Raw genomic sequence first — 25,427 nt, 5'->3', positions numbered from 1 at the left:
TGATCTTTTTTAATTCTGTTAACTGATTGTTTCTACTATTTGTAGCAAGACTTATTTAAGACCTTGAATAATTTTGTTGAATGAAGTTTACAACTTACTATTCTAGTCTTTTAAAGTCTAAGGGAGTGCCCAATCTTAATGTTAGACAGTATCAAAAGATATTTAATATTATGATATTAGAAACTAGGATTGATGAAACAAACAAACTTCTAAAAACTAGTGTTGATCCAAACACTAAGTTTATTCTAAACAAAAGGAATTACAGTCTTTATTCTAAGTTATATAATTTAACAGGCGATAAAACACCTGAAACTATTTTCAAATCTTTTTTGGACTTACAGGTGTAGATTTATTAATATGCTATACATGATCTAATAAAATATTTGACTTATCTATTTTTTTAATTTATTTTACTCTATCTATTATAAATCAATGCAATAAAGAATGAAAAACTCTTACTTCACATTAATAATTTTAATATTATTTAATTGTAATCAAGACAATAAAAAGCCATTATCAAAGGAAGTCCAATTACATAAAGATGCTTTTAAAGAGGCTTTTAGTGACTTAAAGAATGCAGATACCATGTTGTATTTTTATAAGTGGAATCAAGACTACACTGATTCAATAAAAATAAAAGAACCTAACTTAGCTTTTATCTATGACTATGATTTATTACAAACATCATTAGATGCCTATAAAAGAGGTTTTAATAAATTAGACTCACTTCAATTCTTAAGTGAAAAATTTGACACCTTGCCAAATCTAAAAGCGTCTCAAATAAACACCAAGCTTAAATATTTAGAGAAACAACAAAAGTTAATTGATAGAATGCAACATGTTTTGAAAGTTCAAGGGCAGTTATATGATAAAAATGGAAAAATGCTTAATTAAATGAAACCATAGTACTTCTTTGAATTTTTAGTAAATTCAAAAATGGGTATAGAATGCCCGAGAAACAATCAATTTTCACAAACAAATCAATGTCATTAGTAATAAATCTAAAAAAACAATTAATAACAATACTTATTTTGTTATTTACTTCTTTTTCCTTCTCTCAGATTAAGCAGTTAAATCCTTCCAAATATTATGAGATAGGAGAAATTGAAAAGTGTGAATATGACATGGAGTCAAACACCTCTAATTGTTATTGGTTAGCTCGTTTAAGATATGGTATTCTTAATGATAAAAGGATTTATTATCTGAATTACCGAACTGAATATACCAAACATGATGGCACATTGAGTGGAGAAACAAGATTAATAGAAAGGCAAATAGAATTTGAAGCATCTGAATCTGAATTAGATTTCTTGTATGAAAAAATAAATACATGGTCAAAAGCAAGGATTAATACTGTACCACAAGACATTTACTTCAACTTAGGCTCACATACTTTGCATGTGTATGGCGCTAATTTTGATAGTTTATCTCGCAAACCTAGGTTACTGGTATTCAATTTTGGCGAATCTGAGATAGGACATGGATATAGTTGGAAAAATAGCATTGCCTTTCATTCTTGGGAATTAAGAAAATTATTTAATAAAAAACCAGATCCAATAAGAATAACAGATTGATTTCTTTAGTATTTGATGCTATATTTCATTATTCCACTACCTATATTAATATAAGTGTCTATAAATCAGTTAATTTAAGAGTCTACTTCACTTTTTGTATTGGTAAATAGGTTTAGTGCTTGTTAAATTTCAAAGTTGACGTGTTTAAAAATTAAATACTAGTTATTTTGTAATTGTATCAAAATACCTTCCAAAATTTCATCTTTTTCATTTGCCGAGGAATCAAAAAATGTAATATCAGGATTAAGCCCTTCGTCATTATCAATACCACTTACTCTTTGGATTTTACCCTTAGGCACTTTTACCATTATGGATGTTTTTGGTAATCTATACTCAAAAATGGAAGCATATAAATTCGGAGACTCAGCAGTTTCCTCTCCTACTATTGTGCCAAAACCATAATCTTGGATCTGTGAAGCTGTCACTGTAGATTGAGAATAAGAATGTCGGTTAACTAAAATGTATGTTTTTCCTTTGTATCTTTTTTCTAAAGGTTTTGGTTGATACTTATCCCATTTGTATTCAAAGATTTGCCCATCCTTATGATCTAAGATGGATTTTGAATATGCCTGAGTTGTGTCCGAGTTTTTTCTCGTGTACGCTTTCAGTATTTTACTTGTTTTTAACTGAAATTTTGAACTCCATTTAAAGGGCTTATCGGCAATATATGAAACTAAATAATCTCCAAAAGGATCATCACCTCCAGGATGATTTCTTAAATCAATGATTAAATTAGGTAGTTTCTTTTTGTTGATTATAGTAAATGCGGAGTCGATGAATTTCTTATAAAGATTAAGATCACCACTAAATTTTCCTGGTCGCAGATAACCTATAGATTTTGGTAGAACTTCAAATTTCCAGTCTAATTTTATAACATCGGAGTCTCTACGTATTGTCTCATAATCTTCGGTTTTAATTGCGGTTATTTTATGTTTCGATAAAACTCCCTTTTCTTCAATTTCTACCTCATAAAGTTCTTCATCTCCAAATACTTGCCAATAAAATCGCGGAAAACTGAACGATTCGAGTTGTGCATTTTTAAAATATAGGCGCTCAGCAGAAATCTGAAGATATATTTTTCGCAAAACTTCTTCTATCGGTTTGCCATTAATTGATTTAATCTCACTACCAATTTGAATCTCAGTGACGGTTGACCAGTTTTTTCGTACTAAGGCCTTACCATTTTCAATTACTATCTCTAGAGGAAAATTCATGCCACCAGAGTCTATATGATCAAAGTAAGCTTGTACAGGAAAATTGATTGTCGTATGCGCATTGTTGGCCTTTGCAACAACCTTCTGAAACAGATTAGTAGTTTCCAAATGAGATAAGCTATCCTTAAGGATTTCTTTTTGTATGGCTAAATAATTTTCGTCAAATTCAGTTTTTGAAATATGACCATATAAATTAAAATGGGTTTCTTCTAACGACGATTTCAGATATTTCAAATCTGATAATACGTCAACTTTAGAAAATTGCTGACCTTGAATTTGAAAGCTAAGAAGGAGAGTACTTAAATAAATAAATGACTTAATATTCATGATGACGATAGATTTTTATGTAATTATGACTTAATCTTTGGGCAAACTTAGTCCATACATAGACATTTATCGACCGAATACTTCTATTAGGACGCTTTTTTCAAACTTCTGAGATATTCACTTGGAGTTTGTTGAACAATTTTTTTAAACGCACTATTAAAAGTTGATTTTGAAGAGAAACCACACTCAAATGCATGACCTAATAATGAAAGTTTATCTCTATCCTTAGATTGCAATCTTACCTTGAAAGCCTCAACTCGGTAGGAGTTCACTACATCATAAAAATTCTGGTTAAAGTTATTGTTGATTTTGGACGACAAAACTCTTACTTTAATTTCTAATGATTCAGCTAACATGGTCAGATTTAAATCTGGATTCAAATAGGGTTTTTGAGTTTCCATTAGGCGTTCGAATTTAGAAATGAAATCATGGTCTTTTTCAGCTTCTTTATTCTTGGACTTTTCCTCAAATGGTTTTAAATGAATAACGTCTTGTTTCTTCTGCAGATAACCTTTAAAACCTATCCAACACGTAATTATAGCGAGAATAGTAAAATTGGGTAAAAAGTAATATTCTCTTAGACTTTTGTCAAAAACAAAGCGGTCAATTTCTGTTATAACTCGCCACAAGAAATGATAGCTTATGTAAATTATAATTGGGGTTTGTAACCATTTAAGAGAAAGGTGTTCGATTTTAGAATAATAGTCTTTGATTTGTTTTTGGTATTTCTTTAAAACCATTAGTGATGCAATACTGTAAGACCAAATTGATAAGACACCAAGCCACTGTTGTGTTAAATAAATGTAGGATTCAGTAGGTAATATATCTAGATATAGGCCGTCAGAACCATTTCTGTAAACTGCAGTTCTGTAAAAGATAAACTCTAAAAGAAGTGGTAAAAAATGAATATAGTCACTTTTGCGAAACTCATATTTAGGATGAGTTATGGTTTTAGTATAAAAATATAGAGCGGGACCAATACCAAATAACATCTCTAATTGCATGTAGCGGAATACATGTAAAAGATCATAGTCTTTCATAATATTAACAACCACAATATTGATCGCAATTAAGGCATAGAAAAAAACCAAAATTGCTAAAAACACGTTAGCCAAAGTTCGAGGCTTTTTAAAAGCAATTAAACCACTCAATAACATGGACTGTAGTCCACAGACACAAATAATAGTAAATAATATAGTGTTAGAGGTAACCATTTAAAATAGAGGATACTTAAATTTTACTTTGGAATAGATAGTTGCAAATATCTGTATAATATACGATTATTCAATTTCAATTATATCTAAAGAAATTACCGGTTATCCTAATTATTGTGATTTTCCTTTCTATTATACCTAGTCTTCAACTAAGCTGATAAAAATCATATTTCTTATTGATTCACTATGTTAATTTTGAGTGTAATAAATAAGATATATTATGTTCAATATCCTTTTAACATTGCTCTATAACTGGACTAACGGTGTAATAATGATTGCTGTTTTTGGGTTGGTCGTATTTATTTTAATCGGTATTCTAGTGAATTTTATGACGAGTGACAAGAAAGAAAACAATAGTGATAGTAAATTTTAATTTCATTTTGTAACAATTAAATGTTTTTAGCGTCCAATAGTTGAAAATCAATTAAAAAATGGAAACAAATTATCATTCACTTAAGCGTACAGATAATCAATTAATTATGATTACGCACCTGTCTCAGTTATTGACTTACGTAACTGGTTTCGGAGGGTTAATCGTACCATTAATTATTTGGGCAACGCAAAAGGACAATGTGGAAGGTATGAATCCACATGGCAAAGCAATTATCAATTTTCAATTGAGTATAATTATATATAGTATTTTAAGTATTCCTTTAATTATAGTATTTGGTTTAGGAATCTTGACGTTAATTTTAATAGGCATTTTAGCGTTTGTTATGCCTATTGTAAATGCAATCAAAGCTAGTAATGGAGAATTACCTAGCTATCCATTATCTCTTAATTTTGTTAGTTAGTATTGGCTGAACGCGATTCAGCATCTTAAGAAATGGAAAGAAAAAGGCTCACAAATTGTGAGCCTTTTTTATGACTAGTCAAGTCAATTAATTAACACCTGTATAATCAGTTAAAAACCGATTAGTTGTTGAGCATCACAGGCATCACAAGCATTGTTAAATGCTCTCCCTCGTCTAAACCATCAATTGGTGTTAGAATGCCTGCTCTGTTTGGTAAACTCATTTCTAATTGAACATTATCAGAGTTTAAGTTATTTATCATTTCTGTTAAGAAGCGCGAGTTAAAACCAATTTGCATATCATCACCTTGGTAATCACAAGATAAACGCTCCTCTGCTTTATTACTGTAGTCTATGTCTTCAGCTGATATATTTAATTCTGCACCAGCAATTTTTAATCTTATCTGGTGTGTTGTTTTATTAGAGAAAATACTAACTCGTCTTACAGAATTTAAAAATTGAGTTCTGTCAATAACCAATTTATTAGGATTCTCTTTTGGGATAACCGCTTCGTAATTTGGATACTTACCATCAATTAAGCGGCAAATAAGTACTGAATTTTTAAAAGTAAACTTTGCATTTGAGTCATTGTATTCTACAAGAACATCGTTTTCATTACCTGCCAATATCCCTTTTAAAAGATTTAAAGGTTTCTTAGGCATAATAAACTCTGCTGTTTCAGTTGCACTAACATCAGCTCTAGAGTATTTTACCAGTTTGTGCGCGTCTGTTGCTACAAACGTAAGGTTGTCCTGTGAAAACTGAAAAAACACACCACTCATTACAGGTCTTAAATCATCGTTACCTGCTGCAAAAATAGTTTTGCTAATTGCAGTTGCTAGGATATCTCCCATTATAGTTGTTGTACTAGCATCCTCAACACTTACAGCATTAGGGAATTCTGCACCATCTGCATAAGCTAATGCATATTTACCATGGTTAGAACTAATTTCAACTGTGTTATTATCTTCTACAACAAATGTTAAGGGTTGTTCTGGAAACGTTTTAAGCGTATCTAATAATAATCTCGCAGGTAATGCAATACTACCTTCAGAATCACTTTCTACGTCTATAGTAGAAGCCATTGTTGTCTCGAGATCACTTGCAGAGATTGTTAACTTGGAATGGTTAAGTTCAAACAAGAAATTATCTAAAATAGGTAAGGTGTTACTGTTGTTTATAACACCACCCAAAACTTGTAATTGCTTTAATAAATAAGTACTTGAAACTATGAATTTCATGAATGTAATATTGATGTTTATCAAATAAATTAGTCCTACAAATATATCTTAATAGTAGGGTTTTCTAAAACAAACTTATTAACAATATCTAGCTGTATTTTTTCTTTCTAAAGTAGTTGAAAGCAAATCCGAAAAGACCCAATAAAACCAACGGTAGTGCAATGTTAATTAGCTGCCATTTTGATTTATCTGACTCAACTTTATCAGAATTCAAAAATGCCACGCCAATTTCCTTGGTTCTAATGTTTATAAGTCCATTGTCATCGAGAAGATAATTAACAATGTTAAGTAAGAATTCTTTATTGCCAAACGCCTTTCCTGTAAGTTCATCGAAACCTAATTCTTGAGGTTGATTGCGTACAACTTTGTTTTTTATTATATCACCATCTGATACAATGACCATTTTACTGGCTATACCTTTATTCTTGAAGTCTCTTACTTTAAATGGGAGTACACGTTTATCGTATACCGAAGAAAATTCACCTTCAAGTAAAACAGCTAAATTTTGAGCACCTTTGTTATAACTTTCTACGTCTGGAGATTTTGTTACGGCATCTAAAGAAATTTCAGTAGGAACGCCTTCGAGCATCGATTTAGGCGAACTTTGGAGTAAAATCGTCTTCTTTATGTTGTTTTTTAGTGTGTCGATTGGACTAGCAAAATCAAATTTTACAAGTTCTAGATTCTTAGCAATTGGATGTGATGTATTTGACTTTGCTAAGGGCGAATATTGCCACTGTAAGGGTTGAAGTTGTGCTTGACTTCCTTCTCCAATAGCCAGCACTATTGGTGCTGAATAGAGATCTTTAACTAAACTTGGGTTGATTCGTGCGCCGTATTTAAAGAAAAAGTCATTCAAATTTAAATCCCTTAAAACCGAAACACTAGAATTGGTGGCATTGTATAAGCTGTCTTTATCCATAATAACAGCTTCGGTTAACCAAAGACTTTTCCCTCCGTTTAATAGGTATTGATCTAAAACTAGTTTTTCGTTTTCACTAAATGCAATACTAGGTTTTGCAACGACGATAAGATCATAAAATTTGAGTTTATCTAAAGTGCCTTGTGGGTTTGAAGCAACACTATCTAAAGTAAATTGTGCTAAATTATAATAAGGTCTAACAGTTTGCAGGAAATCAGCGATGTAAAGGTCGTTTAACTCTCCATTACCTTTTAATACTGCAATAGACTTAGATTTGGCTTTTGTAAGTTTACTAAACCCATCTGCAAAAGCATACTCTAAGGATTGAATAGACGTCGTAATTTGTTCATTCAAACTTTGAGTGAGACTACGTTTTAATAATGGGATTTTAACCGTATTGTTTTTGTAGCTGGCAAAGGCCCATGGAAAAATTATTTCTTGTGTGACCTTACCTGTACTATTATCGGTATTGATATAGGGTTCTAATCCAGATTTTGTTAGTTCTTCTATGTTGCGCTGTCTGGTATTTTCATCTTCAATCGGGTTGATGAAATTAATCAGGATTTTATCTGATTCTAATGTGAATTCTTCTAGTATATGTCTGGTCTCTGATCTTAATAATCTGAATTCTGAAGGGAAATCACCTTCTAGAAACATATCTATAATAATAGGTGCATCTAAATCTTGTACAAGGGCCTTTGAAGATTCTGAAAGCGTATAGCGTTTATCTTCTGTAAGGTCAAAGCGCTTGTAAACTTTACCCGAAATAAAGTTAATGAGAACAAGACCAGCTAGAACTCCAAGAATATTAATTGCTGTTTTCTTCATCTTTAGATTCAAAAGTTATTTCTTCTTGATAGGTTTCTAGACTTACCAGTTTGTCCTCTTTAAAAAGTAAAACAACAGCTTCTTTTTGGTCATTAAAAGCTCCTGGTTCAATGCCCATACCATAATTCCATTTATTCTCATCGTGCATTTTCTTGCCATTATCCCAAGATAACCACTCGTATTTACCCAATAGCCCTTCAACCTTAGATTTTGATAGGCCAATAAGCGTATCACTTTCTATAATATTATCAATCATCTCATAGCGTAGTGCAGGTTTTTCTACCCAGGCTTCACTATTAAAGTATTTTTGATGGTGATGGTTGCTAAAAATATTCACAAAGGGATAGAAGACGTAGAAATACACAAAAGGGGTTAAGACTAAACTGATTATAAATGTTAACCATTTCCTCTTATCCACAGTATTTAAAAATACAAATAGGAGTATAAAAACGATTAGCATAAAAACGACAAGAAGTGGTGTTATAATCATCTTTAGTGCTTTTCAATTTTAAGTTTTGTAAAGAATAGAAATGCAACAGTAACACTTAAAAAGTAAATAACATCTCTTGTATCAATGACGCCACGGCTCATACTATTATAATGTGAGGACATACCAAGTTGTTCCAAATAAATGAAGTCACCTAAAATACCATAGTTAGACAGTCCTTCAAACCCAAAATACATAAAGAAACAAATAAACACAGCGGTTATAAACGATACAATCTGATTGTCTGAAAGTGTTGAGGAGAACACTCCAATCGATGTATAAGTACCACTAAGAAATAGTAGTCCAAAGTAAGAACCAATGGTACTTCCCATGTCTAAATTGCCTTCTGGATCTCCTAATTGTGATATGGAATAGACATAAAGAAGCGTTGGCAAAACAGCCAAAATAATGAGAATTAAGGCACCTAGATATTTGCCTAATACAATTTGAAAATAGGAGAGTGGTTTAGTAACCAATAGCTCCAATGTTCCTTGTTTCTTTTCATCACTAAAACTCCTCATGGTAACAGCAGGTATTAAAAAAATGAATACCCAAGGTGCAAGGAGAAAAAACGATCCCAAACTTGCTTCGCCAGCAGAGAAAATATTGAATTCTCCTTTAAATACCCAAAGAAACAAGCCGTTAAGAACCAGAAAAATAGCAATCACTAAGTATCCAATAGGAGAGGCGAAAAATGAGTTAATTTCTTTTTTTAATATCGCTAACATTTAACTTTCTCAGGTGTTCTTTTTGGTTTATGCCAAAGTTTCTAATTTATCTACACTCCATGCTTCTGGCTTAGCATTAAAAAGAGGTTTGGTCTTCGACCAAACAGATTTAAATAATTCTGAATTACGGTAGCTATTTAATTTTACTTCCGAATCCCAATAGCTGTAAGTAAAAAAAATGTTTGTATTGTTTTGATCTCTATACAATTCAAGAAAATTACAGCCACTAAACGCTCTAATCTTAGATTTATTCTCTTCAAAGTTAGAAAGGAATTCATCCACTTTATCCGGTTCAAAGCTCATTTTCACAATTCTTACTAACAATTCTAGGTCTTATTAAAATTAATGGTAACGGTATCCATGGTTTTTAATCCCATAAGTGTTGAAGCACTACCTACAGTACTACAATTACTTTTGTAAACTGCAATTTCTAAATAATCCGAAGAATTAAAAACGACCATACCTTTACCTTCGTCATTGCGCTTAGATTCTTCTATCTCAAAATTAACAATATCGCTATACTTGCTATAAATTTTGTTGAATTTATGGTTCCGAGCAGAGATTTCGTAAGATCTTGTTTTCTGCACACCTTCAAAAAACTTTCGCTTAATATTGGTTACGACATTACCGTAATTATCTATGTATATTACACTACCTATAATTTGGTTCTTTTCATCGTTTACAAACGGAACCAAGTTCTTAATAGGCTTAATGTTGTTAATAACTTTTCCAATCACCTCAAGTGTGCCTCCACGTGCAATATGGCAGGCTACTTTTACAAAAATATCTAGGACAGGAAAGTTGGTTTCGATTTTATCGTGGATATTAATTTCAACAATCTTTTCTGGTGCAATTTCAGAACAGATCATGCTCATAATTCCATTATTGGCACATATAAAGTAATGGTCATCTAACTTTATTGCAATGTGCTTATTTTCAGGGCTTAACTCAGAGTCAATTCCAATAATATGAATGGTTCCTTTTGGGAAACTACTGTAGGCATTTAAAATAATGTATGCAGCTTCAGATATATTAAATGGTGAAACGGAGTGTGAAATATCTACAATTCGAGTATCGGATAATTCGCTATAAATTGCTCCTTTTATGGCTCCGGCAAAATGGTCTTTTTCTCCAAAATCAGTCGTTAAAGTGATTATTGCCATGAATTAATTGTTGATAATTTTTTTAAGTAATCTGCATGTAAAATTGCTAGATTTGTGAGTACACAAAACTAATAAAAGAAAACAGATTAACATACTAAATCCTTCACGCTTTTGAACGAACTTATTCTAGAACTTGAAGAAATTACACCTAAAGAATTCTTCGGCGCCCAAAATGCTAATATTGAACTCCTAAAAAAGTATTTCCCAAAATTAAAAATTGTTGCTAGAGGCAATAAAATAAAGGCATATGGCGATGAAGATCTCTTAGAAGAATTCGATCGCAGAATGATGATGCTGATGAAGCATTTTGGAAAATATAATAAGCTCGACGAGAATGTGATTGAACGTGTTTTAACAAGCCAAAGTAGCGATGATTATAAAACATCAGCTAAAAGTGGTGAAGTTATTGTTCATGGTGTTGGTGGACGTTTAATAAAAGCACAAACTGTTAATCAAAGAAAGCTTGTTGAGAGCATTCGTAAAAATGATATGGTCTTTGCTATCGGTCCTGCCGGAACGGGAAAAACCTATACAGGTGTGGCATTAGCCGTACAGGCCTTAAAAAGTAAGGAAGTAAAACGAATTATTTTAACGAGACCTGCTGTTGAAGCAGGAGAGAATCTCGGTTTCTTACCGGGAGATTTAAAGGAGAAATTAGATCCTTATATGCAACCGCTTTATGATGCTTTAAGGGATATGATTCCGCATGAGAAATTAGATTCATTTATTGAAAAAGGTGTTATACAGATTGCACCTCTTGCTTTTATGAGAGGGCGTACTTTAGACAATGCATTTGTTATTTTGGATGAAGGTCAAAATACAACACATGCCCAAATGAAGATGTTTTTAACTCGAATGGGTAAAAATGCCAAATTCTTACTTACAGGCGATCCAGGACAAGTTGATCTACCAAGACGAACCATATCTGGTCTTAAGGAAGCCTTATTAGTTTTAAAAAATGTTGAAGGTATTGGAATGGTTTATCTAGATGACAAGGATGTTATAAGACATAAATTAGTGAAGAAGGTAATTGACGCATATAAAAGTATAGAAAATAGGGACTAGAAATGAGTAAGACTATAATTGATACTAATTTTAATTTTCCTGGCCAGAAAGGCGTTTACAAGGGTAAGGTTAGAGAGGTTTATAATATTGACGATGAACTTCTTGTAATGATAGCTACAGATAGGTTATCTGCTTTTGATGTTGTAATGCCAAAAGGGATACCTTTTAAAGGCCAAATATTAAATCAAATTGCAACCAAGATGATGAAGGAGACCGAAGATCTTGTTCCAAATTGGTTGATAGCCAGTCCAGATCCTAATGTCGCTGTAGGACATCTGTGCGAACCATTTAAAGTAGAAATGGTTATTCGTGGTTATATGTCTGGTCATGCCGCACGCGAGTATAAAACTGGTAAGCGTTTGCTTTGTGGTGTCCCAATGCCAGAAGGTATGCAAGAGAATGATAAGTTTCCTGAGCCAATAATCACTCCAGCAACTAAGGCTGAAAAAGGAGATCATGATGAAGACATATCTCGTGAAGATATTTTAAAGCGTGGTATTGTTTCTGAGGAAGATTATGATGTTCTAGAAGATTATACTAGAAAACTCTTTGAAAGAGGGACTGAGATTGCTGCAGAGAGAGGACTTATACTAGTCGATACTAAATACGAATTTGGGAAAACCAAAGACGGTAAGATTGTATTAATAGATGAGATTCATACGCCAGACTCTTCACGTTATTTCTATGCAGAGGGTTATGAAGAACGCCAAGAAAAAGGAGAGCCTCAAAAACAGCTTTCTAAAGAGTTTGTAAGGCAATGGCTTATTGCCAATGGTTTTCAAGGGTTAGAAGGCCAAAGTGTACCATTTATGAGTGATGCGTATATAGAAAGTGTTAGTGAGCGTTATATAGAACTTTACGAGAATATTACAGGCGATACTTTTGTTAAAGGGGATTTATCCAATATTGAAAATAGGATAGCGTCTAATGTAAATTCTTATTTAAAAGGCTAACCGTTAGTAATTCTTTTTTAAAGAGTCTAAATGGTGTTCTACATGATAGCCTGTCCACATTATCATTTCACGAAGAGGCATTTTACCCATTAAAGGATGCGGTAATATCAATTTGTCTAGTTGTTTGTCACTTAACTTATTGGTTTTATACTGTAGCTTTTTATTTTCGGTTTGTAACCTGTTTAGGATGTACTGCTTATCGTTTACGCTAGGAATCTTCATGTTTTGAGAGCCTTTATAGGTAATACCTTTGACTTTCTCTAGCCTTTCATGGTATCTTTTAACAATGGCCTCATATGGTCGAACAGATCTATTCGCCTTACCAAATTTATAGCGAATTAAAAATTTTGGTAAGCTAAGTGCATCATTTAGTGGTTTTATACTTTGGAGTAAATGCAAGGCTTGCTGTCCTGTTGTCCACTTCCCGTCAGGGCCTTCTGTCCATTTTTCATCAGGATGATGCTCCAGCCAATCAAGTAGTTCAGTGTACTTACTTTCTAAGTGTTGAATAATATCTTCTTTATCCATTTTTGTAAAAATGATAAATAAAAGATAGGAATAATTGTTTAATGGAGGAGGAGTGTAATAAAAAAACTATGATGGAGTTTATTCTTCTTCTCTTTCTTGAACTACAATTTTATCCTTTTTGAAAATAGGGATCAAGTAGGATAAATTAAAATTAAATCCGGTTCCAAACCTTCCACTGTCATAAGTTCGGTTAAATCCAGGAATAAAGAGGTTTTCAAAATTACCAGGCTCTGTTTCGGTAATAAGCCCTTTAAGTTGCACATTAAAGCCTGCATAAAAATTATTGAACATTTCGGCCTTCATTCCGATTTGAATTTCTAACCACGTAGCAGTGAGACCTTTAAATTCTTCATTCTGTTCTACGAAAACTTGTTCATTCCAATATTGATTATTGACATCGTAGATACTATAATTATTTAAGGTTTGGCTAAAAGTACTTGCTCCAGCTCTAAAGCCAGCATAGATCATATTCTCCATGTCCAACCAATTACGATAGAAGTTAAGGTCTATTCCTGCCTTAAAGTAACTCCCTTTGGTGGTGTTATTTAATACTTCATTATCTATTGTTCTTTCTTCGTTTCCAAGTTCTCCGGCTAAATAGATACGTTTGGTTAGACGATAATCACCAACAACTTCAAATCCTGTATAATTATCATCTACAAAAGATCTGACGAGTCGCCCAATATCGGCACCAACTCTTAAACCGTATTTCTGCTTATAGATTAAGGTGTCCTTAACGGTTTCATTCTCTGTATTATTTTGTGCCATTGCCATAGATGAAAACAATAGCATCACAATCATACACTTAGTGAAATATGCGTACATGTACTGTGTTTTCATTTTCTATGGTTGTTTCAACGGTCTCTACATTATTAATCCACAAGTCGCTATCTGATTCTACAATGGTACTATGCCCAATGAATCGACTCTTGTAACCACATGCTCTAGACACATAAACAAATTCTGTTGTGTAATTAATCTCAATAATATCGACATTAGACTCGGTAGTATCGTCCTCATCTAATCTATCATCTGTATCTTTTTCTAGTATATAGCGCGTTGTATTTTGTTCATTCTCATTCCCAATAATCAACGGTAACTCAATACGATTTACGTTTGTATTAAAAACTAAAGTCTCTAAGGTTTCTGTTGTAGGTGCTTCGGTCAATAAACCCTCTCCGTATACAGTAAGACGCGTTACACTTTTGAGATCATCAGTATTAATGACATCGTAGAACTCAATTATTAACCTCGGCGTTGTGGATGTAGTTGCAGCACAGATATCATCGCGCTCACAACTATAAAAAACTGTGATAAAAAAGAGAATTAAGATTTGTAACTTTTTCATTTTTATTTTTCAAACAATACCACAGTCTCAATATGAGCTGTATGTGGAAATTGATCAACTAAACTGAGCTTTTTAATCTGGTAACCAGCTAGTTTTAGCTGTTCTGTATCCCTTGCCTGAGTAGCCGGATTGCAAGATACATAAACCAAACGTTCTGCATTAAGGTTTATTATTTTTTTAAGGGTCTTAGGAGCGATTCCTGCTCTGGCTGGATCTAGAATTATTGTTTTTATAGTATTGATATACTCAGGATACTCATTCAAAAATTTCCCTACATCAGCCGCATAAAAAGACACACCTTCAATGTTGTTTCTAAGAGCATTTTCTTTTGCATCTTCAATGGCGGAAGCAATGATATCTACACCAATAATTTTTGTGTTAGTTGCTCTGCTCGCTATAATTTGTCCTATGGTACCAGTACCACAGAATAAATCTAATACTACAGAATTATCAATGGTATCTTTCTTCTCTAAGGCATATTCTGCAACCTTGTTATAGAGGAGCTCAGCACATTTAGGATTTGTTTGAAAGAAACTTTTAATGCTTATTTCAAAATTAAGACCACATAGTTCTTCGATAATCTTCTCATTGCCGTAGATTAATTTTAAAGAACCCGTTGTGGCAATAGTACGATCACCAACTTCATCGTTTATTGTATGAAGAAAACCAGCAACACGATCATCAAATAGTTCTACTAAGAATTGTGCAAACGCATCTAGATCAAATGATTTTAAATGGTCTGACGTAGTTACAAGGTTAAAAAGTAACTTATTGGTTTTATAAGATTTTCTTACGACTAAGTATCTAAAGAAGCCTTGTTTTTTTGGTCCGTGCCAAGGTGGTAATCCTGTGTTTTCACAGTACTGCCTTATTTTCTTAAGGTTGTCTTCTACGTCTTTATCAAAGAGGCCTGAATCCTTATCTAAATTATCACCACACCACCATAATCCTCTGCGTTTAAATCCTAAGGTAAATTCGTCAACATCTTTTTTACCAACTCTATCGTATCCAATTGCAGAAAATCCATACTCCATTTTATTTCTGTAGTGAAATACGTTTGGAGAGCCAATAAACTCATCAAAATGAGATTCTATCCCATCAATTTTACCAATGCGCTTAAAAAGTTCTAATGTACTTTGTTTTTTATAAGCATGCTGTTTTTCGATAGGTAGCGTAATGTAAGGCGCACCAGGAATATCTTGGTATGGTAGTTCAACTTCATCATCAGAACGTTTAATAATCTCTAGAAGTTTTCCTTCAGCATAAGTTTTACTCGACTTCTTTATCTGAGCCTTCACTAACTGACCTGGCAATGTATTAGGCACAAATACTACAAACTCACCCAATTCATTTTTTATACGACCAATACCCTTGCCACCAAAGGCATAGTCTTCAATTAAGATTTCGATGGTTTGTCCGCGTTTTACGAATTTATTGCGTTCTCTTCGTGGCATTGCTAAAAATTAGACTGCAAATATAATTGCATTTTGTAATTAATTATGAACTCCTGTAGGATACTATTTTAATGTTATACTATTAATTTGTTATTTTTGTTCACGCAAGGGATGATTTCTCTCCCACGCTGCTTTTTTAGGGACACACCATTACTTCATATGTGGTACGCGAGGTCCTTAAAAGAATAAAGGTAGAGCAGGAATAGTTATTTTATTCACTTTTAAATTTTATTAAAATGGCTGTTTTAGACCACATTTCATCGCAAGAGGCGATGGCACTAGAAAACAAATATGGCGCGCAGAATTATCATCCATTACCTGTTGTATTAAGTAAGGGAGAAGGTGTATATGTCTGGGATGTCGAAGGCAAAAAGTACTATGATTTTCTTTCTGCGTATTCTTCATTAAACCAAGGACACTGTCATCCTAAAATAGTTAACGCTATGAATGAGCAGGCGCAACGCCTAACTTTAACTTCAAGAGCGTTCTATAATGATATGCTTGGACGCTATGAGAAATATGCAACCGAGTATTTTAAATTTGATAAAATGCTCCCAATGAATTCTGGAGCTGAGGCTGTAGAAACTGCACTCAAACTATGTAGAAAATGGGCATATGAAGTTAAGGGAATTGACCTAAATAAGGCAGAAATTGTAGTTTGTAAAAACAACTTTCATGGAAGAACTACAACCATAATTTCATTTTCAAATGATCCTGTTGCACGTCAACATTTCGGACCCTATACAGACGGATTTATTAAGGTAGAATATGATAACCTAAAAGCTTTAGAAGAAGTACTAAGCACAAATAAAAATATAGCAGGATTTCTAGTAGAACCTATACAAGGTGAAGCAGGTGTTTATGTGCCAAGTGAAAATTATTTAAAAGAGGCCAAGGCATTATGCGAGAAGTATAACGTGCTTTTTATTGCTGATGAGGTACAAACAGGGATTGCTCGTACTGGACGTTTATTAGCATCTTGTGGTAATTGTTCTTGTGTTAATAAAGACTGTTCGGGAACACCAGATGTAAAACCAGACATTTTAGTTTTAGGTAAGGCATTAAGTGGTGGGTTATATCCTGTGTCTGCTGTAATGGCCAATAATGAAATTATGAATGTTATACAACCTGGTAATCATGGAAGTACTTTTGGTGGTAATCCAATTGCCGCAGCTGTAGCAATAGCCGCTTTAGAAGTGGTGAAAGATGAGAAACTTGCTGAGAATGCTGAATATCTAGGTAAAGTATTCAGAGCTGAGATGAATAAGTATATTAAAGAAAGTACAATTGTAAGTTCGGTTAGAGGAAGAGGTCTGTTGAATGCAATTGTGATTAATGATGATGAAGATAGTGATACAGCGTGGAATATTTGTTTAAAGCTACGTGATAACGGATTACTAGCAAAACCAACGCATGGCAACATTATAAGATTTGCACCGCCATTAGTAATGACTGAAGATCAATTATTAGAATGTGTTTCTATTATTACTAAAACTTTAAAGGAGTTTGAAGTATAAACACAAATATGATTATAAAAAAAAGCGACCAATCTGGTCGCTTTTTTTATTGATATGTTTTCTAATTATTGATTCTGCATCTCTTCCATACGTTGCATTAACGCTTCTGGATCTTGAAGTGCTTCCCAACCTACTTGACCAATAAACCATGCCATATAAGCTGCAAATAACACACCTAGTATAAGACCAATGATACCCATAATTTTACCAGCTTGAACGTTACCGTATCCTAAATAATTTTCAGGGTCTTCTTTATATAGCTTAGTGGCTTTACTTGCAATGATAATTGCGACGATTCCAAAAATAATTCCTGGCAATCCGTAGCAACAACAACCTACGATAGATAAAATTCCCATCACTAAGGCGAGTGTTGCATTTGGTAACATTTGTTTTTCCATATGAGTTGATTTAAAAGGTTAAAATGTTTTGATTAAAAAACTTATTACAATAATACTAATATTTAAAATAAATAGTCCGAGAATAATTTTATGACCATTTTTAAAATGAAATTTTAGATGAAATAGTAAAAAAGTAAACATTGCAATTAGTGTATAAATCGCAGGATACATATAAAATGCAGCTACAAAGTCGCCCTTTAGAATAAGAGCAATAGAGCGTTGCATTCCACATCCCATGCACTCCACATTAAATGTCTTTTTCCACATGCATGGTAGCATATATTCTTCGATTTTATTTAAAGTTAAAAGCATAGTGCTAATTTAATAATTGCAGAAAACTTTTGATAATGCCCTGAGTATTTTCTTGTCTGTGTATTTTTGTATTGTATAAATTTCAAATTATGAATATTTCTAGAACAATTAATCTTTTAGCCATAATTATTGGTGGTGCCATTGCAATTTATGCTCAAGCAGAAGAAAAACAAGATACCTATTTGTTAATTGGTGGAATCGTTATTTTAATGTTTGGGATCTATAGAACTTCAAGAAATATTCCAAGCAAATATGATAAAGCCGAAGAGGAGTCATTCGTAAAGACTGAAAAGGATGAAGATTAAGGTTGGGGATTTAGTTGAAACCATCGATGATAATATAAAGGGTAAAGTCATTTCTGTAAAGTCGGATGGTATTCTTGTTGAGGATAATGACGGGTTTCAACTTCAATTTCAAAGTGATGAACTTATGTTGGTTAAGTCAGATACGGATTTAAGACGTTCTATAGCCAATTCAGACCTCGACTTAATTAAAAAAGAAAAGGACAGCATAAAACCAAAAAAGAAGAAGATTTTTAAACCTAAACAAAGGCATGCTCCAAAAATTGTAATCGATTTACATATTCATCAGTTGGTTGATTCTACAAAGGGGATGACCAATTTTGATATGCTCAACCTTCAGCTAAATACAGCACAGAGACAACTTGAACGTGCTATTGAATATAGAGTACCTAAAATTGTATTTATACATGGAGTAGGTGAAGGTGTGCTACGACAAGAATTAGAAACTCTATTTAGACGCTATAATAATGTGGAGTTTTACGATGCGGATTATAAACTTTATGGATTGGGAGCAACTGAGGTTCGGATATTTCAGAATATAAATCCTTAGCTATTCACTAATTATATCCTCTTCAATCACAAAACTTCCAAGTTCTATTATTGTAGCATCGATAATGTCTAGACCAATATCTTCGAGCACAAATGAACTCGTTGTAGTTCTTTTATAAATATTTCCTATAAAGCCAGAATCTTCAAATTCTTCTTCGGCAGTTGGATGATTGTAAAGATATCTCAAGACATTAACACCATCTTCATTAGGTACAAAATCGTTAAGAGGATTTGCATCTAAGCCCTCGTCTTCTAGTCTTGTAAGGGCACCATCACCATCATCATCAACATCTAAATAATTTGGTGTACCGTCTCCGTCGCTGTCATCATTTGTGGGATCACCATCATCATCGACATCTTCATTAATAGTTCTAACATTATCGTTATCATCGTCTTGATCTAAATAATCTGGGATGCCATCCATGTCAAAATCATCATTTGTAGGATCACCATCACCATCTCGATCTTCCAATATTGTTGGTATACCGTCCTCATCATCATCTACAACGGTAACAGTTACAATAACTTCACCACCATCGGTTTCATAGTCGTTTATTACCATTAGGTCTGGATCGGATAATTCATTACAAAGTACACTACTACTCAATTCGGCATTATACGTCCTGTAGTTGAAGCGTATGCCTGTAGTCGTATTTATACTTACACTATGCGGTTCATCAACTGGAGTTTCATCCGTAAACAGATAGTCATATGTTGGTTTTGGTAAGGTAAGAATCAGAGCTTCATTTGGATCTTCTCTTGTATTATAAAGTAAATACAGCGATTCAAAATTATCGCATCGCTCAAGTTCATCATCAAAGTCTAGCGATATATTAATGATGTCACCATCATCGCAAGCCACAAGCAACAGAAATGAAAAAGCAATTAAGAAACGACGTATCATAGATTCAATTTTCAACAAAAATAACGGATTTGTCAAATTATAACGATGAAGTATTTAAATAATTTTATTTGCAATATTTTTGCACTATGAAGTCCGTATATTTTGATAATGCAGCAACTACAGCGATAAGACCTGAAGTGATAGATCGTATGACAGAAGTATTGAAGAATAACTTCGGGAACGCTTCGTCTACGCATAGTTATGGTAGATCCTCCAAAGCTTTATTAGAACAGTGTAGAAAGAATATAGCAAGCTATTTTAATGCCAATGCATCAGAAATTATTTTCACCTCTGGTGGTACGGAAGCAGATAATTTGGCATTACGCAGTGCAGTTAGGGATTTAGGTGTGGATGAAATTATAACTTCTAGAATAGAGCACCATGCTGTGTTACATACATCAGAGCAATTAGAGGAAGAATATAATATAAAATTGAGTTTTGTTGATGTAACAGACTGTGGGTTGATAAATTATGAGCACTTACAGTCCTTGTTAGATAAAAGCAATCATGCTTTAGTGAGTTTGATGCATATAAACAACGAAATAGGTACTATTCTAGATTTACAAAAGGTTGCAGATTTATGTAAGGCAAATAATGCACTTTTTCATACCGATACTGTTCAGTCTGTTGGTCATTTTAAAATAGATCTTAGTAGGATACCAATTGATTTTATGGCAGCAAGTGCACACAAATTTCATGGACCAAAAGGTGTAGGGTTTTGTTTTGTGAGAAAGGAATCAGGCTTAAAACCATTAATTTTTGGAGGAGAACAAGAACGTGGCGTTCGTGCAGGTACTGAATCTATTCATAATATAGCAGGAATGGATGAGGCGCTTAAAATTTCTTATTCCAAGTTAGAGGAGGAACATAAGTACGTAACTGACCTCAAAACGTATTTTATTGCAGAGCTTAAGAATGCAATACCTGATATCTCATTTAATGGGTCGTGTAATAATTTTGAGCAAAGTACATACACACTTTTAAATGTTGCGCTTCCAATTGCGCCAGAAAAAGCAGCTATGCTTCAGTTTCAATTAGATTTAAAAGGAATTGCATGTTCTAAAGGGAGTGCATGCCAGAGTGGGAGTAATATGCAATCTCATGTTCTTACTGCAGTACTCAGTGAGGCCGATCTTAATAAACCATCCATTCGCTTTTCATTTAGTATCTACAATACCAAGGATGAAATAGATTATGTGATAGATGTTTTAAAGGAATTTACTAATTCGTAATGATGACCTTTTGACTTTTCAGCACTTCTCCCTCCTCTGATAAGCTTATTATATACACACCAGAAGTAAATTGAGAAACATCAATTTCGGTTTTAGCAACAGTCTTCAATTTGTTATAAGAGACAACGGCTCTTCCGTTCAAATCAAAAATTTCGATGCGGTCAACAGGATTAAGATTTGGATTAAAAACAAGGATTTTCTTCTGATTTACATCTTGTTTAATGGTAAATGTTTTTAATTCTACATCTTCTGTACTCAAAGTATTATTATTTGAAAATAGAATTTCGAAGCGATCTGAATAATTACCAGCTTCAATATTTAATTCATAATCATTTTCCCTAAGGTTTATGTATTGATTAGTTTCGAGATCATGAAGAAAAATTGACTGATTCTCATCAAAGTTTTGAATATCAAATATTCTAAAACGCAAAGGTTGCTGTGATGCTGTATTTATGGATAAGGGAATACGCAGTTCTTCTGAGAACGGATAAGCTTGAGCGATAAAGGTTTTACCATCTAGACTAAAATAGGCATCCGAACCACTTATTTCTGATGTAATCAACTCCATGCCGTAATCAAATCCTGCTGTTGCATTTTCATTGAAATTTAAAATGAGTTGTCTTGTGAATTGGTCGTTACCTTCTTCAAAGTCTACATTTATTCTAAAGCGTTTAAAATTAGGAGGTACAATAGAAAGACCATTGTCTTGAAAAGAAACACCATCATCATTAGAATCTTCATTTAAATTATTTCTGAAAAAATTACTTTGTCCATCGGATTCCTTTGCAAAAACTCTATGCGAATTTTTTACGTAAACAGACGCTGGACTTGCAGGTGTGCCAGCAATTCCTTCTACCATAAATCCTTGTCCTATCGGAATGTATCTTCCGGTAGATTTTGTTCCGAAGAAAGGGATTGGCAAAGGAAAAATATTGTTGTCTTCATCATACGTTTGAAAAACTGCAGGTGCATCTGTTATTAATGTTCCAGAAGCATCTATGGTAAAGCTATAATAACCACCACGATAATCTTGTAAGACATGTGAAGCTACAGTACCGTCTTGTTCCCAGAATAATAATGTTCCAGTAATGGAAGCTTGATTATCAGCGTCGTGAATAAATAAAGCACTATCTATAGCACTTGGATAAGGATTACCAATTAATGTGTTAACACCAGTAGATACGTCATTCGTTATTGTACCATTATTTGGTTTACCTCTAAAATCATATAACTGACTACCAGCAATACCAGTGCCATTTCCTTTCATAGTAAATCCTAATCCAGGTGCAATTTCTCCGTCTGAACCAACATAAACCCAGTCGTTGTATGAAACAGAATTTGTAAAGGTATATAACCATCTGGCCGAAATGGTTAAAGGGCTTGCTGTACCGTTAAAAGCAGGAGTGAATAAAGCAGGAGCTGCTGTGATTAAGCCTGTAGCATCATTAATTAAGTTAACTCTATTGATTTCATTACCATTAATCGCAGAATTATTGCCAACAGGAGAGCACCAATAGTTATAACTCCATTGATTAACGTTTCCGGTTTGATAAACACTTAGTAAACCAATACCACTATTACCAGTATTGCCGTCACCTTGAAGCAACTGTGCTTCGTTTCTTAGAAAAAATCGTGAATTGAGTTCTCCGAGATTAATATCGTCGTTAACAAATACGACTTCATCGGAGGCGAAAATATAAGCATCATTTCTAACGCTTAACTGTGCACTTATAAAATTAAAACAAATACAGAGTAGTAGGACTATATATTTATTCATCAAAATGTCTTTTTCATGCTAAATCCCAATCATCGGGACAAAGGATTTTTGTAAAAATAAGGATTTCTTGATTCACTCAAGAGAAATAGCGCTATTTTTCTGTAAATCAGACCTAAAATCTTTGGTATTTTAGAATCGAGCAGAAAGTCTAAGGTTAAATACTCGTGGTGTTAAAAAGTTAGGTATGGCAAATTGACGCTTGCTGTAAACATCTCTCACCCAAGTATTGGTAATGGTGTTTTGATTATTAAACATGTTGTAAATCTCAAACCCAATCGAGAACTCTTTAAATCCACCTTTCCAACTGCTTTTGTATTGACGCTCTGGATTTACAAGCTGATAAGAAATTCCTAAATCTGCACGTCTATAATCGCGTAACCTTATCTGAAAGTCATAAGGGTCTGCATAACTAGGGGAACCACCAGGAACGCCCGTGTTATATACTAAATTAAGATACATTTTTAAATCTGGCATATTAGGAACATAGTCTTGGAAAAGCGCGCCAAACTTTAACCGTTGGTCTGTCGGTCTGGCTATATAACCACGATTATCAATGTTTTCTTCAGTTTTTAAATAACCAAAACTAAACCAAGATTCTGTGCCAGGAACAAATTCACCATTGAGACGCATATCTAATCCATAGGCATAGGCTTTAGCATTATTCCTTGCTCTGTATCGTATCCTTACATTTTCAATGGTATAAGGATTTACATCAGAGAGCCCTTTGTAATAGGCTTCTGTGACAAGCTTAAACGGTCTATCCCACATTTCAAAACTGTATTCGTTTCCGGCGACAACATGGAAAGACTTCTGAGCTTTCACATTAGGTTGTACAACACCAGATGAGTCTCTTAATTCTCGATAGAAGGGTGGTTGATAATAGAGACCACCTGCTACCCGGAAAAGCATATCCTTGTCCCAATCTGGTTTAATAGCAAATTGTGCTCTAGGACTAAATACCGTTTGAGAAGTTGAGGTAATATCTTCACCACTGACATTCCAGTTATGTGCTCTAACACCTACGTTATAAAAGACTTCATTATTACCCCAATTTGTCCTTTTGCTATACTGCGCAAATGCTTGTATTCTTTTTATTTTAACTCTGTTGAGTGCTCTAATATTTTCAAAGGCTGTTAGGGGGCCAGAAAAAGGCTCATAAGGTTGTAGATTAGGCAAATCAAAATTTGGAGGTCTTATAGAAAAACCGGCAGAGTCAATGACTTCGTATTCAACCAAGCGATCTCTTATATCTTCATCAGTGTACTTAAGTGACCATTCTACTGTACTTTCTTCATCAACTTTGTAATCACCTCGATGTTCAACATTTACAATAAATGCATCAAGCTCATTACGTGCATGAGTTAATTGAGACCCTATTCCTTCGCTAAATTCTACTTCACCAAGATCATCATCGCCAATATTTGTATTTACTTCTCCTAATCTATACTGAGCGAATATATCGAAGAACTCTTGCTCAGTTGTATGATAGGCAGATCCAATAAGTTTTAAGGTTAGCTTGTCACTAGCAAAATAATTTGCCTTAAATGCACCGAAATAAGTATTATACTTATCATTTTCTTGTCCATCATAAAACACTAATAAGGCCACTGGCTCTTCGAGTGTGCCAAAATTGGTCTGACGATTTTCGGGCTCAAAATTGTACTTGTTAAGGGAAATATTACCTAAAAAATTAAGATGAAATTTATCCGAAAAGCGATACGTTAAATAGGTCTGGGCATCTGCAAATACAGGCTCCACATTACCTTCAGTTTCGAGATTATTTAAAATTAAACTGTTGTCTCTATATCTTACACCTGCAATACCAGAAAATTTACCATCATTTGAGACCGTTTCTGCTGCAATGCTTCCACCTAGTAGACTGAGGTCAGTTCTAATTCCAAAATCCACAGGATTGCGATAGGTGATATCCAATACTGAAGATAGCTTATCACCATATTTAGATTGGAATCCTCCAGCAGAGAAATCCACGTTTGCTACAAGATCTGTATTTACAAAACTTAGACCTTCTTGGTTACCGGAGCGAATTAGAAATGGTCGGTAAACTTCAATTTCATTCACATAGACTAAATTTTCATCGAAATTTCCACCACGTACCGAATATTGCGTGCTTAATTCATTCGAAATATTTACACCAGGTAATGTCTTTAATATGTTTTCAACACCAGGTTGTGCGCCTTTAATAGTGCGTATGACCTTTGGCGATATGGTAGTAACACCATCTACTTTTTGGCGCGTACTACTTTTTAATACAACCGTAGCGATCTGTTCGGCTTCAACTTTTAAAACTGGGTTAAACTCAATTTCTTGGCCGTTTTTTAGATTGAATATTTGCACAACACGCATATGTCCAATATGGGTATACTCAACCGTAACATCTTGTCCAGTCGGGATTTTTAATTCATAAAAACCATTTGCATTTGTAGCTGTACCTTCTCCCGTACTTGCCTTTACATTAACCTCACTTATGGGTTTATTATTTTCGTCTAATATTATTCCCCTTATAGTTGCAGATTGAGAATAAGCCAAAAGACTTATAAATGAGATAAAAAGTGTTATTATAAAAGTGCGTTTCAAAT

The 25,427-nt window shown here is 33.6% G+C and carries 27 protein-coding genes; 10 read left to right on the top strand and 17 right to left on the bottom strand.

The genetic code is table 11. From position 1 onward, the window contains the following. The first annotated feature begins 80 nt into the window (after positions 1–80). The 3 genes from ACRHOC_RS07735 to ACRHOC_RS07725 all read left to right on the top strand — a co-directional run bounded on the left by ACRHOC_RS07735 (position 81) and on the right by ACRHOC_RS07725 (position 1,574). Positions 81–347, top strand: a complete 267-nt coding sequence (locus tag ACRHOC_RS07735; RefSeq protein ID WP_431158027.1) for a hypothetical protein — start codon at positions 81–83, stop codon at positions 345–347. Positions 348–444: 97 nt separating this feature from the next. Then, positions 445–894 (top strand): hypothetical protein, encoded by a 450-nt coding sequence (locus ACRHOC_RS07730; RefSeq protein WP_431158026.1) that lies wholly within the window; start codon positions 445–447, stop codon positions 892–894. An 89-nt stretch (positions 895–983) separates the two neighbouring features. Beyond that, on the top strand, positions 984–1,574 hold the full coding sequence (locus ACRHOC_RS07725; protein ID WP_431158025.1) for a hypothetical protein: 591 nt from the start codon (positions 984–986) through the stop codon (positions 1,572–1,574). Between the two features lie 158 nt (positions 1,575–1,732). On the opposite strand, the gene ACRHOC_RS07720 is transcribed toward ACRHOC_RS07725, so the two are convergent. Together ACRHOC_RS07720 and ACRHOC_RS07715 are read right to left on the bottom strand one after the other, a co-directional pair. Then, on the bottom strand, positions 1,733–3,115 hold the full coding sequence (locus ACRHOC_RS07720; protein ID WP_431158024.1) for a S41 family peptidase: 1,383 nt from the start codon (positions 3,113–3,115) through the stop codon (positions 1,733–1,735). Between the two features lie 86 nt (positions 3,116–3,201). Then, on the bottom strand, positions 3,202–4,221 hold the full coding sequence (locus ACRHOC_RS07715; RefSeq protein WP_431158432.1) for a helix-turn-helix domain-containing protein: 1,020 nt from the start codon (positions 4,219–4,221) through the stop codon (positions 3,202–3,204). A 539-nt stretch (positions 4,222–4,760) separates the two neighbouring features. On the opposite strand from ACRHOC_RS07715, the gene ACRHOC_RS07710 reads away from it, so the two are divergent. Beyond that, the gene (locus ACRHOC_RS07710) at positions 4,761–5,123 is read left to right on the top strand and encodes a DUF4870 domain-containing protein (RefSeq protein ID WP_431158023.1); all 363 of its coding nucleotides are present in this window, start codon (positions 4,761–4,763) and stop codon (positions 5,121–5,123) included. A 121-nt stretch (positions 5,124–5,244) separates the two neighbouring features. On the opposite strand, the gene dnaN is transcribed toward ACRHOC_RS07710, so the two are convergent. From dnaN to ACRHOC_RS07680, 6 genes are all read right to left on the bottom strand, one after another. Further along, positions 5,245–6,363 carry a DNA polymerase III subunit beta gene (dnaN, locus tag ACRHOC_RS07705; protein ID WP_431158022.1) on the bottom strand — a complete coding sequence of 373 codons (1,119 nt, stop codon included), beginning with the start codon at positions 6,361–6,363 and terminating at the stop codon, positions 5,245–5,247. Between the two features lie 88 nt (positions 6,364–6,451). Next, complete coding sequence (gene gldG, locus ACRHOC_RS07700) at positions 6,452–8,113, bottom strand: gliding motility-associated ABC transporter substrate-binding protein GldG (protein ID WP_431158021.1); 1,662 nt, start codon at positions 8,111–8,113, stop codon at positions 6,452–6,454. Beyond that, positions 8,094–8,603, bottom strand: coding sequence for a hypothetical protein (locus tag ACRHOC_RS07695; protein WP_431158020.1), 510 nt, complete (start codon positions 8,601–8,603; stop codon positions 8,094–8,096). Before ACRHOC_RS07695 ends, gldG begins: the two co-directional genes overlap by 20 nt. A gap of 2 nt (positions 8,604–8,605) precedes the next feature. Further along, entirely contained in the window at positions 8,606–9,328 is a 723-nt protein-coding gene (gldF, locus tag ACRHOC_RS07690) for a gliding motility-associated ABC transporter permease subunit GldF (protein WP_431158019.1), read from the bottom strand. A 27-nt stretch (positions 9,329–9,355) separates the two neighbouring features. After that, positions 9,356–9,652, bottom strand: a complete 297-nt coding sequence (locus tag ACRHOC_RS07685) for a putative quinol monooxygenase (protein ID WP_431158018.1) — start codon at positions 9,650–9,652, stop codon at positions 9,356–9,358. A 2-nt stretch (positions 9,653–9,654) separates the two neighbouring features. Beyond that, the gene (locus tag ACRHOC_RS07680) at positions 9,655–10,491 is read right to left on the bottom strand and encodes an SAM hydrolase/SAM-dependent halogenase family protein (protein ID WP_431158017.1); all 837 of its coding nucleotides are present in this window, start codon (positions 10,489–10,491) and stop codon (positions 9,655–9,657) included. A gap of 111 nt (positions 10,492–10,602) precedes the next feature. Here ACRHOC_RS07680 and ACRHOC_RS07675 point away from each other — a divergent pair, with 111 nt between their 5' ends. Next, complete coding sequence (locus ACRHOC_RS07675; protein ID WP_431158016.1) at positions 10,603–11,556, top strand: PhoH family protein; 954 nt, start codon at positions 10,603–10,605, stop codon at positions 11,554–11,556. Between the two features lie 2 nt (positions 11,557–11,558). Beyond that, entirely contained in the window at positions 11,559–12,509 is a 951-nt protein-coding gene (locus ACRHOC_RS07670; protein ID WP_431158015.1) for a phosphoribosylaminoimidazolesuccinocarboxamide synthase, read from the top strand. Between the two features lie 3 nt (positions 12,510–12,512). On the opposite strand, the gene ACRHOC_RS07665 is transcribed toward ACRHOC_RS07670, so the two are convergent. The 4 genes from ACRHOC_RS07665 to rlmD all read right to left on the bottom strand — a co-directional run bounded on the left by ACRHOC_RS07665 (position 12,513) and on the right by rlmD (position 15,839). Next, a complete protein-coding gene (locus ACRHOC_RS07665; protein WP_431158014.1) occupies positions 12,513–13,037 on the bottom strand; it encodes a DinB family protein in 525 nt (174 codons plus the stop codon). A gap of 78 nt (positions 13,038–13,115) precedes the next feature. Next, complete coding sequence (locus ACRHOC_RS07660) at positions 13,116–13,877, bottom strand: DUF6048 family protein (RefSeq protein WP_431158013.1); 762 nt, start codon at positions 13,875–13,877, stop codon at positions 13,116–13,118. Further along, complete coding sequence (locus ACRHOC_RS07655; protein WP_431158012.1) at positions 13,843–14,385, bottom strand: DUF6452 family protein; 543 nt, start codon at positions 14,383–14,385, stop codon at positions 13,843–13,845. Before ACRHOC_RS07655 ends, ACRHOC_RS07660 begins: the two co-directional genes overlap by 35 nt. A 2-nt stretch (positions 14,386–14,387) precedes the next feature. Beyond that, on the bottom strand, positions 14,388–15,839 hold the full coding sequence (gene rlmD / locus ACRHOC_RS07650; RefSeq protein WP_431158011.1) for a 23S rRNA (uracil(1939)-C(5))-methyltransferase RlmD: 1,452 nt from the start codon (positions 15,837–15,839) through the stop codon (positions 14,388–14,390). A gap of 236 nt (positions 15,840–16,075) precedes the next feature. Here rlmD and rocD point away from each other — a divergent pair, with 236 nt between their 5' ends. Next, the gene (gene rocD / locus ACRHOC_RS07645; protein ID WP_431158010.1) at positions 16,076–17,356 is read left to right on the top strand and encodes an ornithine--oxo-acid transaminase; all 1,281 of its coding nucleotides are present in this window, start codon (positions 16,076–16,078) and stop codon (positions 17,354–17,356) included. A 65-nt stretch (positions 17,357–17,421) separates the two neighbouring features. On the opposite strand, the gene ACRHOC_RS07640 is transcribed toward rocD, so the two are convergent. Both ACRHOC_RS07640 and ACRHOC_RS07635 read right to left on the bottom strand, forming a co-directional pair. Beyond that, positions 17,422–17,754, bottom strand: coding sequence for a CCC motif membrane protein (locus ACRHOC_RS07640; protein ID WP_431158009.1), 333 nt, complete (start codon positions 17,752–17,754; stop codon positions 17,422–17,424). Between the two features lie 18 nt (positions 17,755–17,772). After that, complete coding sequence (locus ACRHOC_RS07635) at positions 17,773–18,066, bottom strand: DUF2752 domain-containing protein (RefSeq protein ID WP_431158008.1); 294 nt, start codon at positions 18,064–18,066, stop codon at positions 17,773–17,775. A gap of 89 nt (positions 18,067–18,155) precedes the next feature. Here ACRHOC_RS07635 and ACRHOC_RS07630 point away from each other — a divergent pair, with 89 nt between their 5' ends. After that, positions 18,156–18,371 (top strand): hypothetical protein, encoded by a 216-nt coding sequence (locus ACRHOC_RS07630; protein ID WP_431158007.1) that lies wholly within the window; start codon positions 18,156–18,158, stop codon positions 18,369–18,371. Beyond that, positions 18,361–18,918, top strand: coding sequence for a Smr/MutS family protein (locus tag ACRHOC_RS07625; RefSeq protein ID WP_431158006.1), 558 nt, complete (start codon positions 18,361–18,363; stop codon positions 18,916–18,918). The genes ACRHOC_RS07630 and ACRHOC_RS07625 overlap by 11 nt, the downstream gene beginning before the upstream one ends. Here ACRHOC_RS07625 and ACRHOC_RS07620 read toward each other — a convergent pair whose 3' ends face one another. Continuing rightward, positions 18,919–19,821, bottom strand: a complete 903-nt coding sequence (locus ACRHOC_RS07620; RefSeq protein WP_431158005.1) for a hypothetical protein — start codon at positions 19,819–19,821, stop codon at positions 18,919–18,921. Between the two features lie 86 nt (positions 19,822–19,907). Between ACRHOC_RS07620 and ACRHOC_RS07615 the strand changes: the two genes are divergently transcribed. Then, entirely contained in the window at positions 19,908–21,053 is a 1,146-nt protein-coding gene (locus tag ACRHOC_RS07615; RefSeq protein ID WP_431158004.1) for a cysteine desulfurase family protein, read from the top strand. Here the strand turns inward: ACRHOC_RS07615 and ACRHOC_RS07610 are convergent. Both ACRHOC_RS07610 and ACRHOC_RS07605 read right to left on the bottom strand, forming a co-directional pair. Then, positions 21,043–22,830, bottom strand: coding sequence for a T9SS type A sorting domain-containing protein (locus ACRHOC_RS07610; RefSeq protein WP_431158003.1), 1,788 nt, complete (start codon positions 22,828–22,830; stop codon positions 21,043–21,045). The two genes, ACRHOC_RS07615 and ACRHOC_RS07610, sit on opposite strands and share 11 nt — an antisense overlap. 129 nt (positions 22,831–22,959) lie before the next feature. Then, positions 22,960–25,425 carry a TonB-dependent receptor gene (locus ACRHOC_RS07605; protein ID WP_431158002.1) on the bottom strand — a complete coding sequence of 822 codons (2,466 nt, stop codon included), beginning with the start codon at positions 25,423–25,425 and terminating at the stop codon, positions 22,960–22,962. Positions 25,426–25,427 lie beyond the last annotated feature (2 nt).

This window comes from Winogradskyella poriferorum, assembly GCF_050618035.1.
GTDB classification, from domain to species: Bacteria; Bacteroidota; Bacteroidia; order Flavobacteriales; family Flavobacteriaceae; genus Winogradskyella; species Winogradskyella poriferorum_A.
The sequence above is the reverse complement of the archived record's forward strand: the minus strand, read 5'-3'. Positions and strand labels throughout refer to the sequence as shown.

Excerpts from the sequence above, each read along its gene's own strand:
- gldG (WP_431158021.1), bottom strand. The coding sequence starts at position 8,113 with ATGAAGAAAACAGCAATTAATATTCTTGGAGTTCTAGCTGGTCTTGTT.
- ACRHOC_RS07670 (WP_431158015.1), top strand. The coding sequence starts at position 11,559 with ATGAGTAAGACTATAATTGATACTAATTTTAATTTTCCTGGCCAGAAA.
- ACRHOC_RS07665 (WP_431158014.1), bottom strand. The coding sequence starts at position 13,037 with ATGGATAAAGAAGATATTATTCAACACTTAGAAAGTAAGTACACTGAA.
- ACRHOC_RS07725 (WP_431158025.1), top strand. The coding sequence starts at position 984 with ATGTCATTAGTAATAAATCTAAAAAAACAATTAATAACAATACTTATT.
- ACRHOC_RS07630 (WP_431158007.1), top strand. The coding sequence starts at position 18,156 with ATGAATATTTCTAGAACAATTAATCTTTTAGCCATAATTATTGGTGGT.
- dnaN (WP_431158022.1), bottom strand. The coding sequence starts at position 6,363 with ATGAAATTCATAGTTTCAAGTACTTATTTATTAAAGCAATTACAAGTT.
- ACRHOC_RS07735 (WP_431158027.1), top strand. The coding sequence starts at position 81 with ATGAAGTTTACAACTTACTATTCTAGTCTTTTAAAGTCTAAGGGAGTG.
- ACRHOC_RS07640 (WP_431158009.1), bottom strand. The coding sequence starts at position 17,754 with ATGGAAAAACAAATGTTACCAAATGCAACACTCGCCTTAGTGATGGGA.
- rlmD (WP_431158011.1), bottom strand. The coding sequence starts at position 15,839 with ATGCCACGAAGAGAACGCAATAAATTCGTAAAACGCGGACAAACCATC.
- ACRHOC_RS07655 (WP_431158012.1), bottom strand. The coding sequence starts at position 14,385 with ATGAAAAAGTTACAAATCTTAATTCTCTTTTTTATCACAGTTTTTTAT.
- rocD (WP_431158010.1), top strand. The coding sequence starts at position 16,076 with ATGGCTGTTTTAGACCACATTTCATCGCAAGAGGCGATGGCACTAGAA.
- ACRHOC_RS07710 (WP_431158023.1), top strand. The coding sequence starts at position 4,761 with ATGGAAACAAATTATCATTCACTTAAGCGTACAGATAATCAATTAATT.
- ACRHOC_RS07635 (WP_431158008.1), bottom strand. The coding sequence starts at position 18,066 with ATGCTTTTAACTTTAAATAAAATCGAAGAATATATGCTACCATGCATG.
- ACRHOC_RS07660 (WP_431158013.1), bottom strand. The coding sequence starts at position 13,877 with ATGAAAACACAGTACATGTACGCATATTTCACTAAGTGTATGATTGTG.
- ACRHOC_RS07730 (WP_431158026.1), top strand. The coding sequence starts at position 445 with ATGAAAAACTCTTACTTCACATTAATAATTTTAATATTATTTAATTGT.
- ACRHOC_RS07695 (WP_431158020.1), bottom strand. The coding sequence starts at position 8,603 with ATGATTATAACACCACTTCTTGTCGTTTTTATGCTAATCGTTTTTATA.
- ACRHOC_RS07680 (WP_431158017.1), bottom strand. The coding sequence starts at position 10,491 with ATGGCAATAATCACTTTAACGACTGATTTTGGAGAAAAAGACCATTTT.
- gldF (WP_431158019.1), bottom strand. The coding sequence starts at position 9,328 with ATGTTAGCGATATTAAAAAAAGAAATTAACTCATTTTTCGCCTCTCCT.
- ACRHOC_RS07610 (WP_431158003.1), bottom strand. The coding sequence starts at position 22,830 with ATGAATAAATATATAGTCCTACTACTCTGTATTTGTTTTAATTTTATA.
- ACRHOC_RS07720 (WP_431158024.1), bottom strand. The coding sequence starts at position 3,115 with ATGAATATTAAGTCATTTATTTATTTAAGTACTCTCCTTCTTAGCTTT.
- ACRHOC_RS07625 (WP_431158006.1), top strand. The coding sequence starts at position 18,361 with ATGAAGATTAAGGTTGGGGATTTAGTTGAAACCATCGATGATAATATA.
- ACRHOC_RS07620 (WP_431158005.1), bottom strand. The coding sequence starts at position 19,821 with ATGATACGTCGTTTCTTAATTGCTTTTTCATTTCTGTTGCTTGTGGCT.
- ACRHOC_RS07615 (WP_431158004.1), top strand. The coding sequence starts at position 19,908 with ATGAAGTCCGTATATTTTGATAATGCAGCAACTACAGCGATAAGACCT.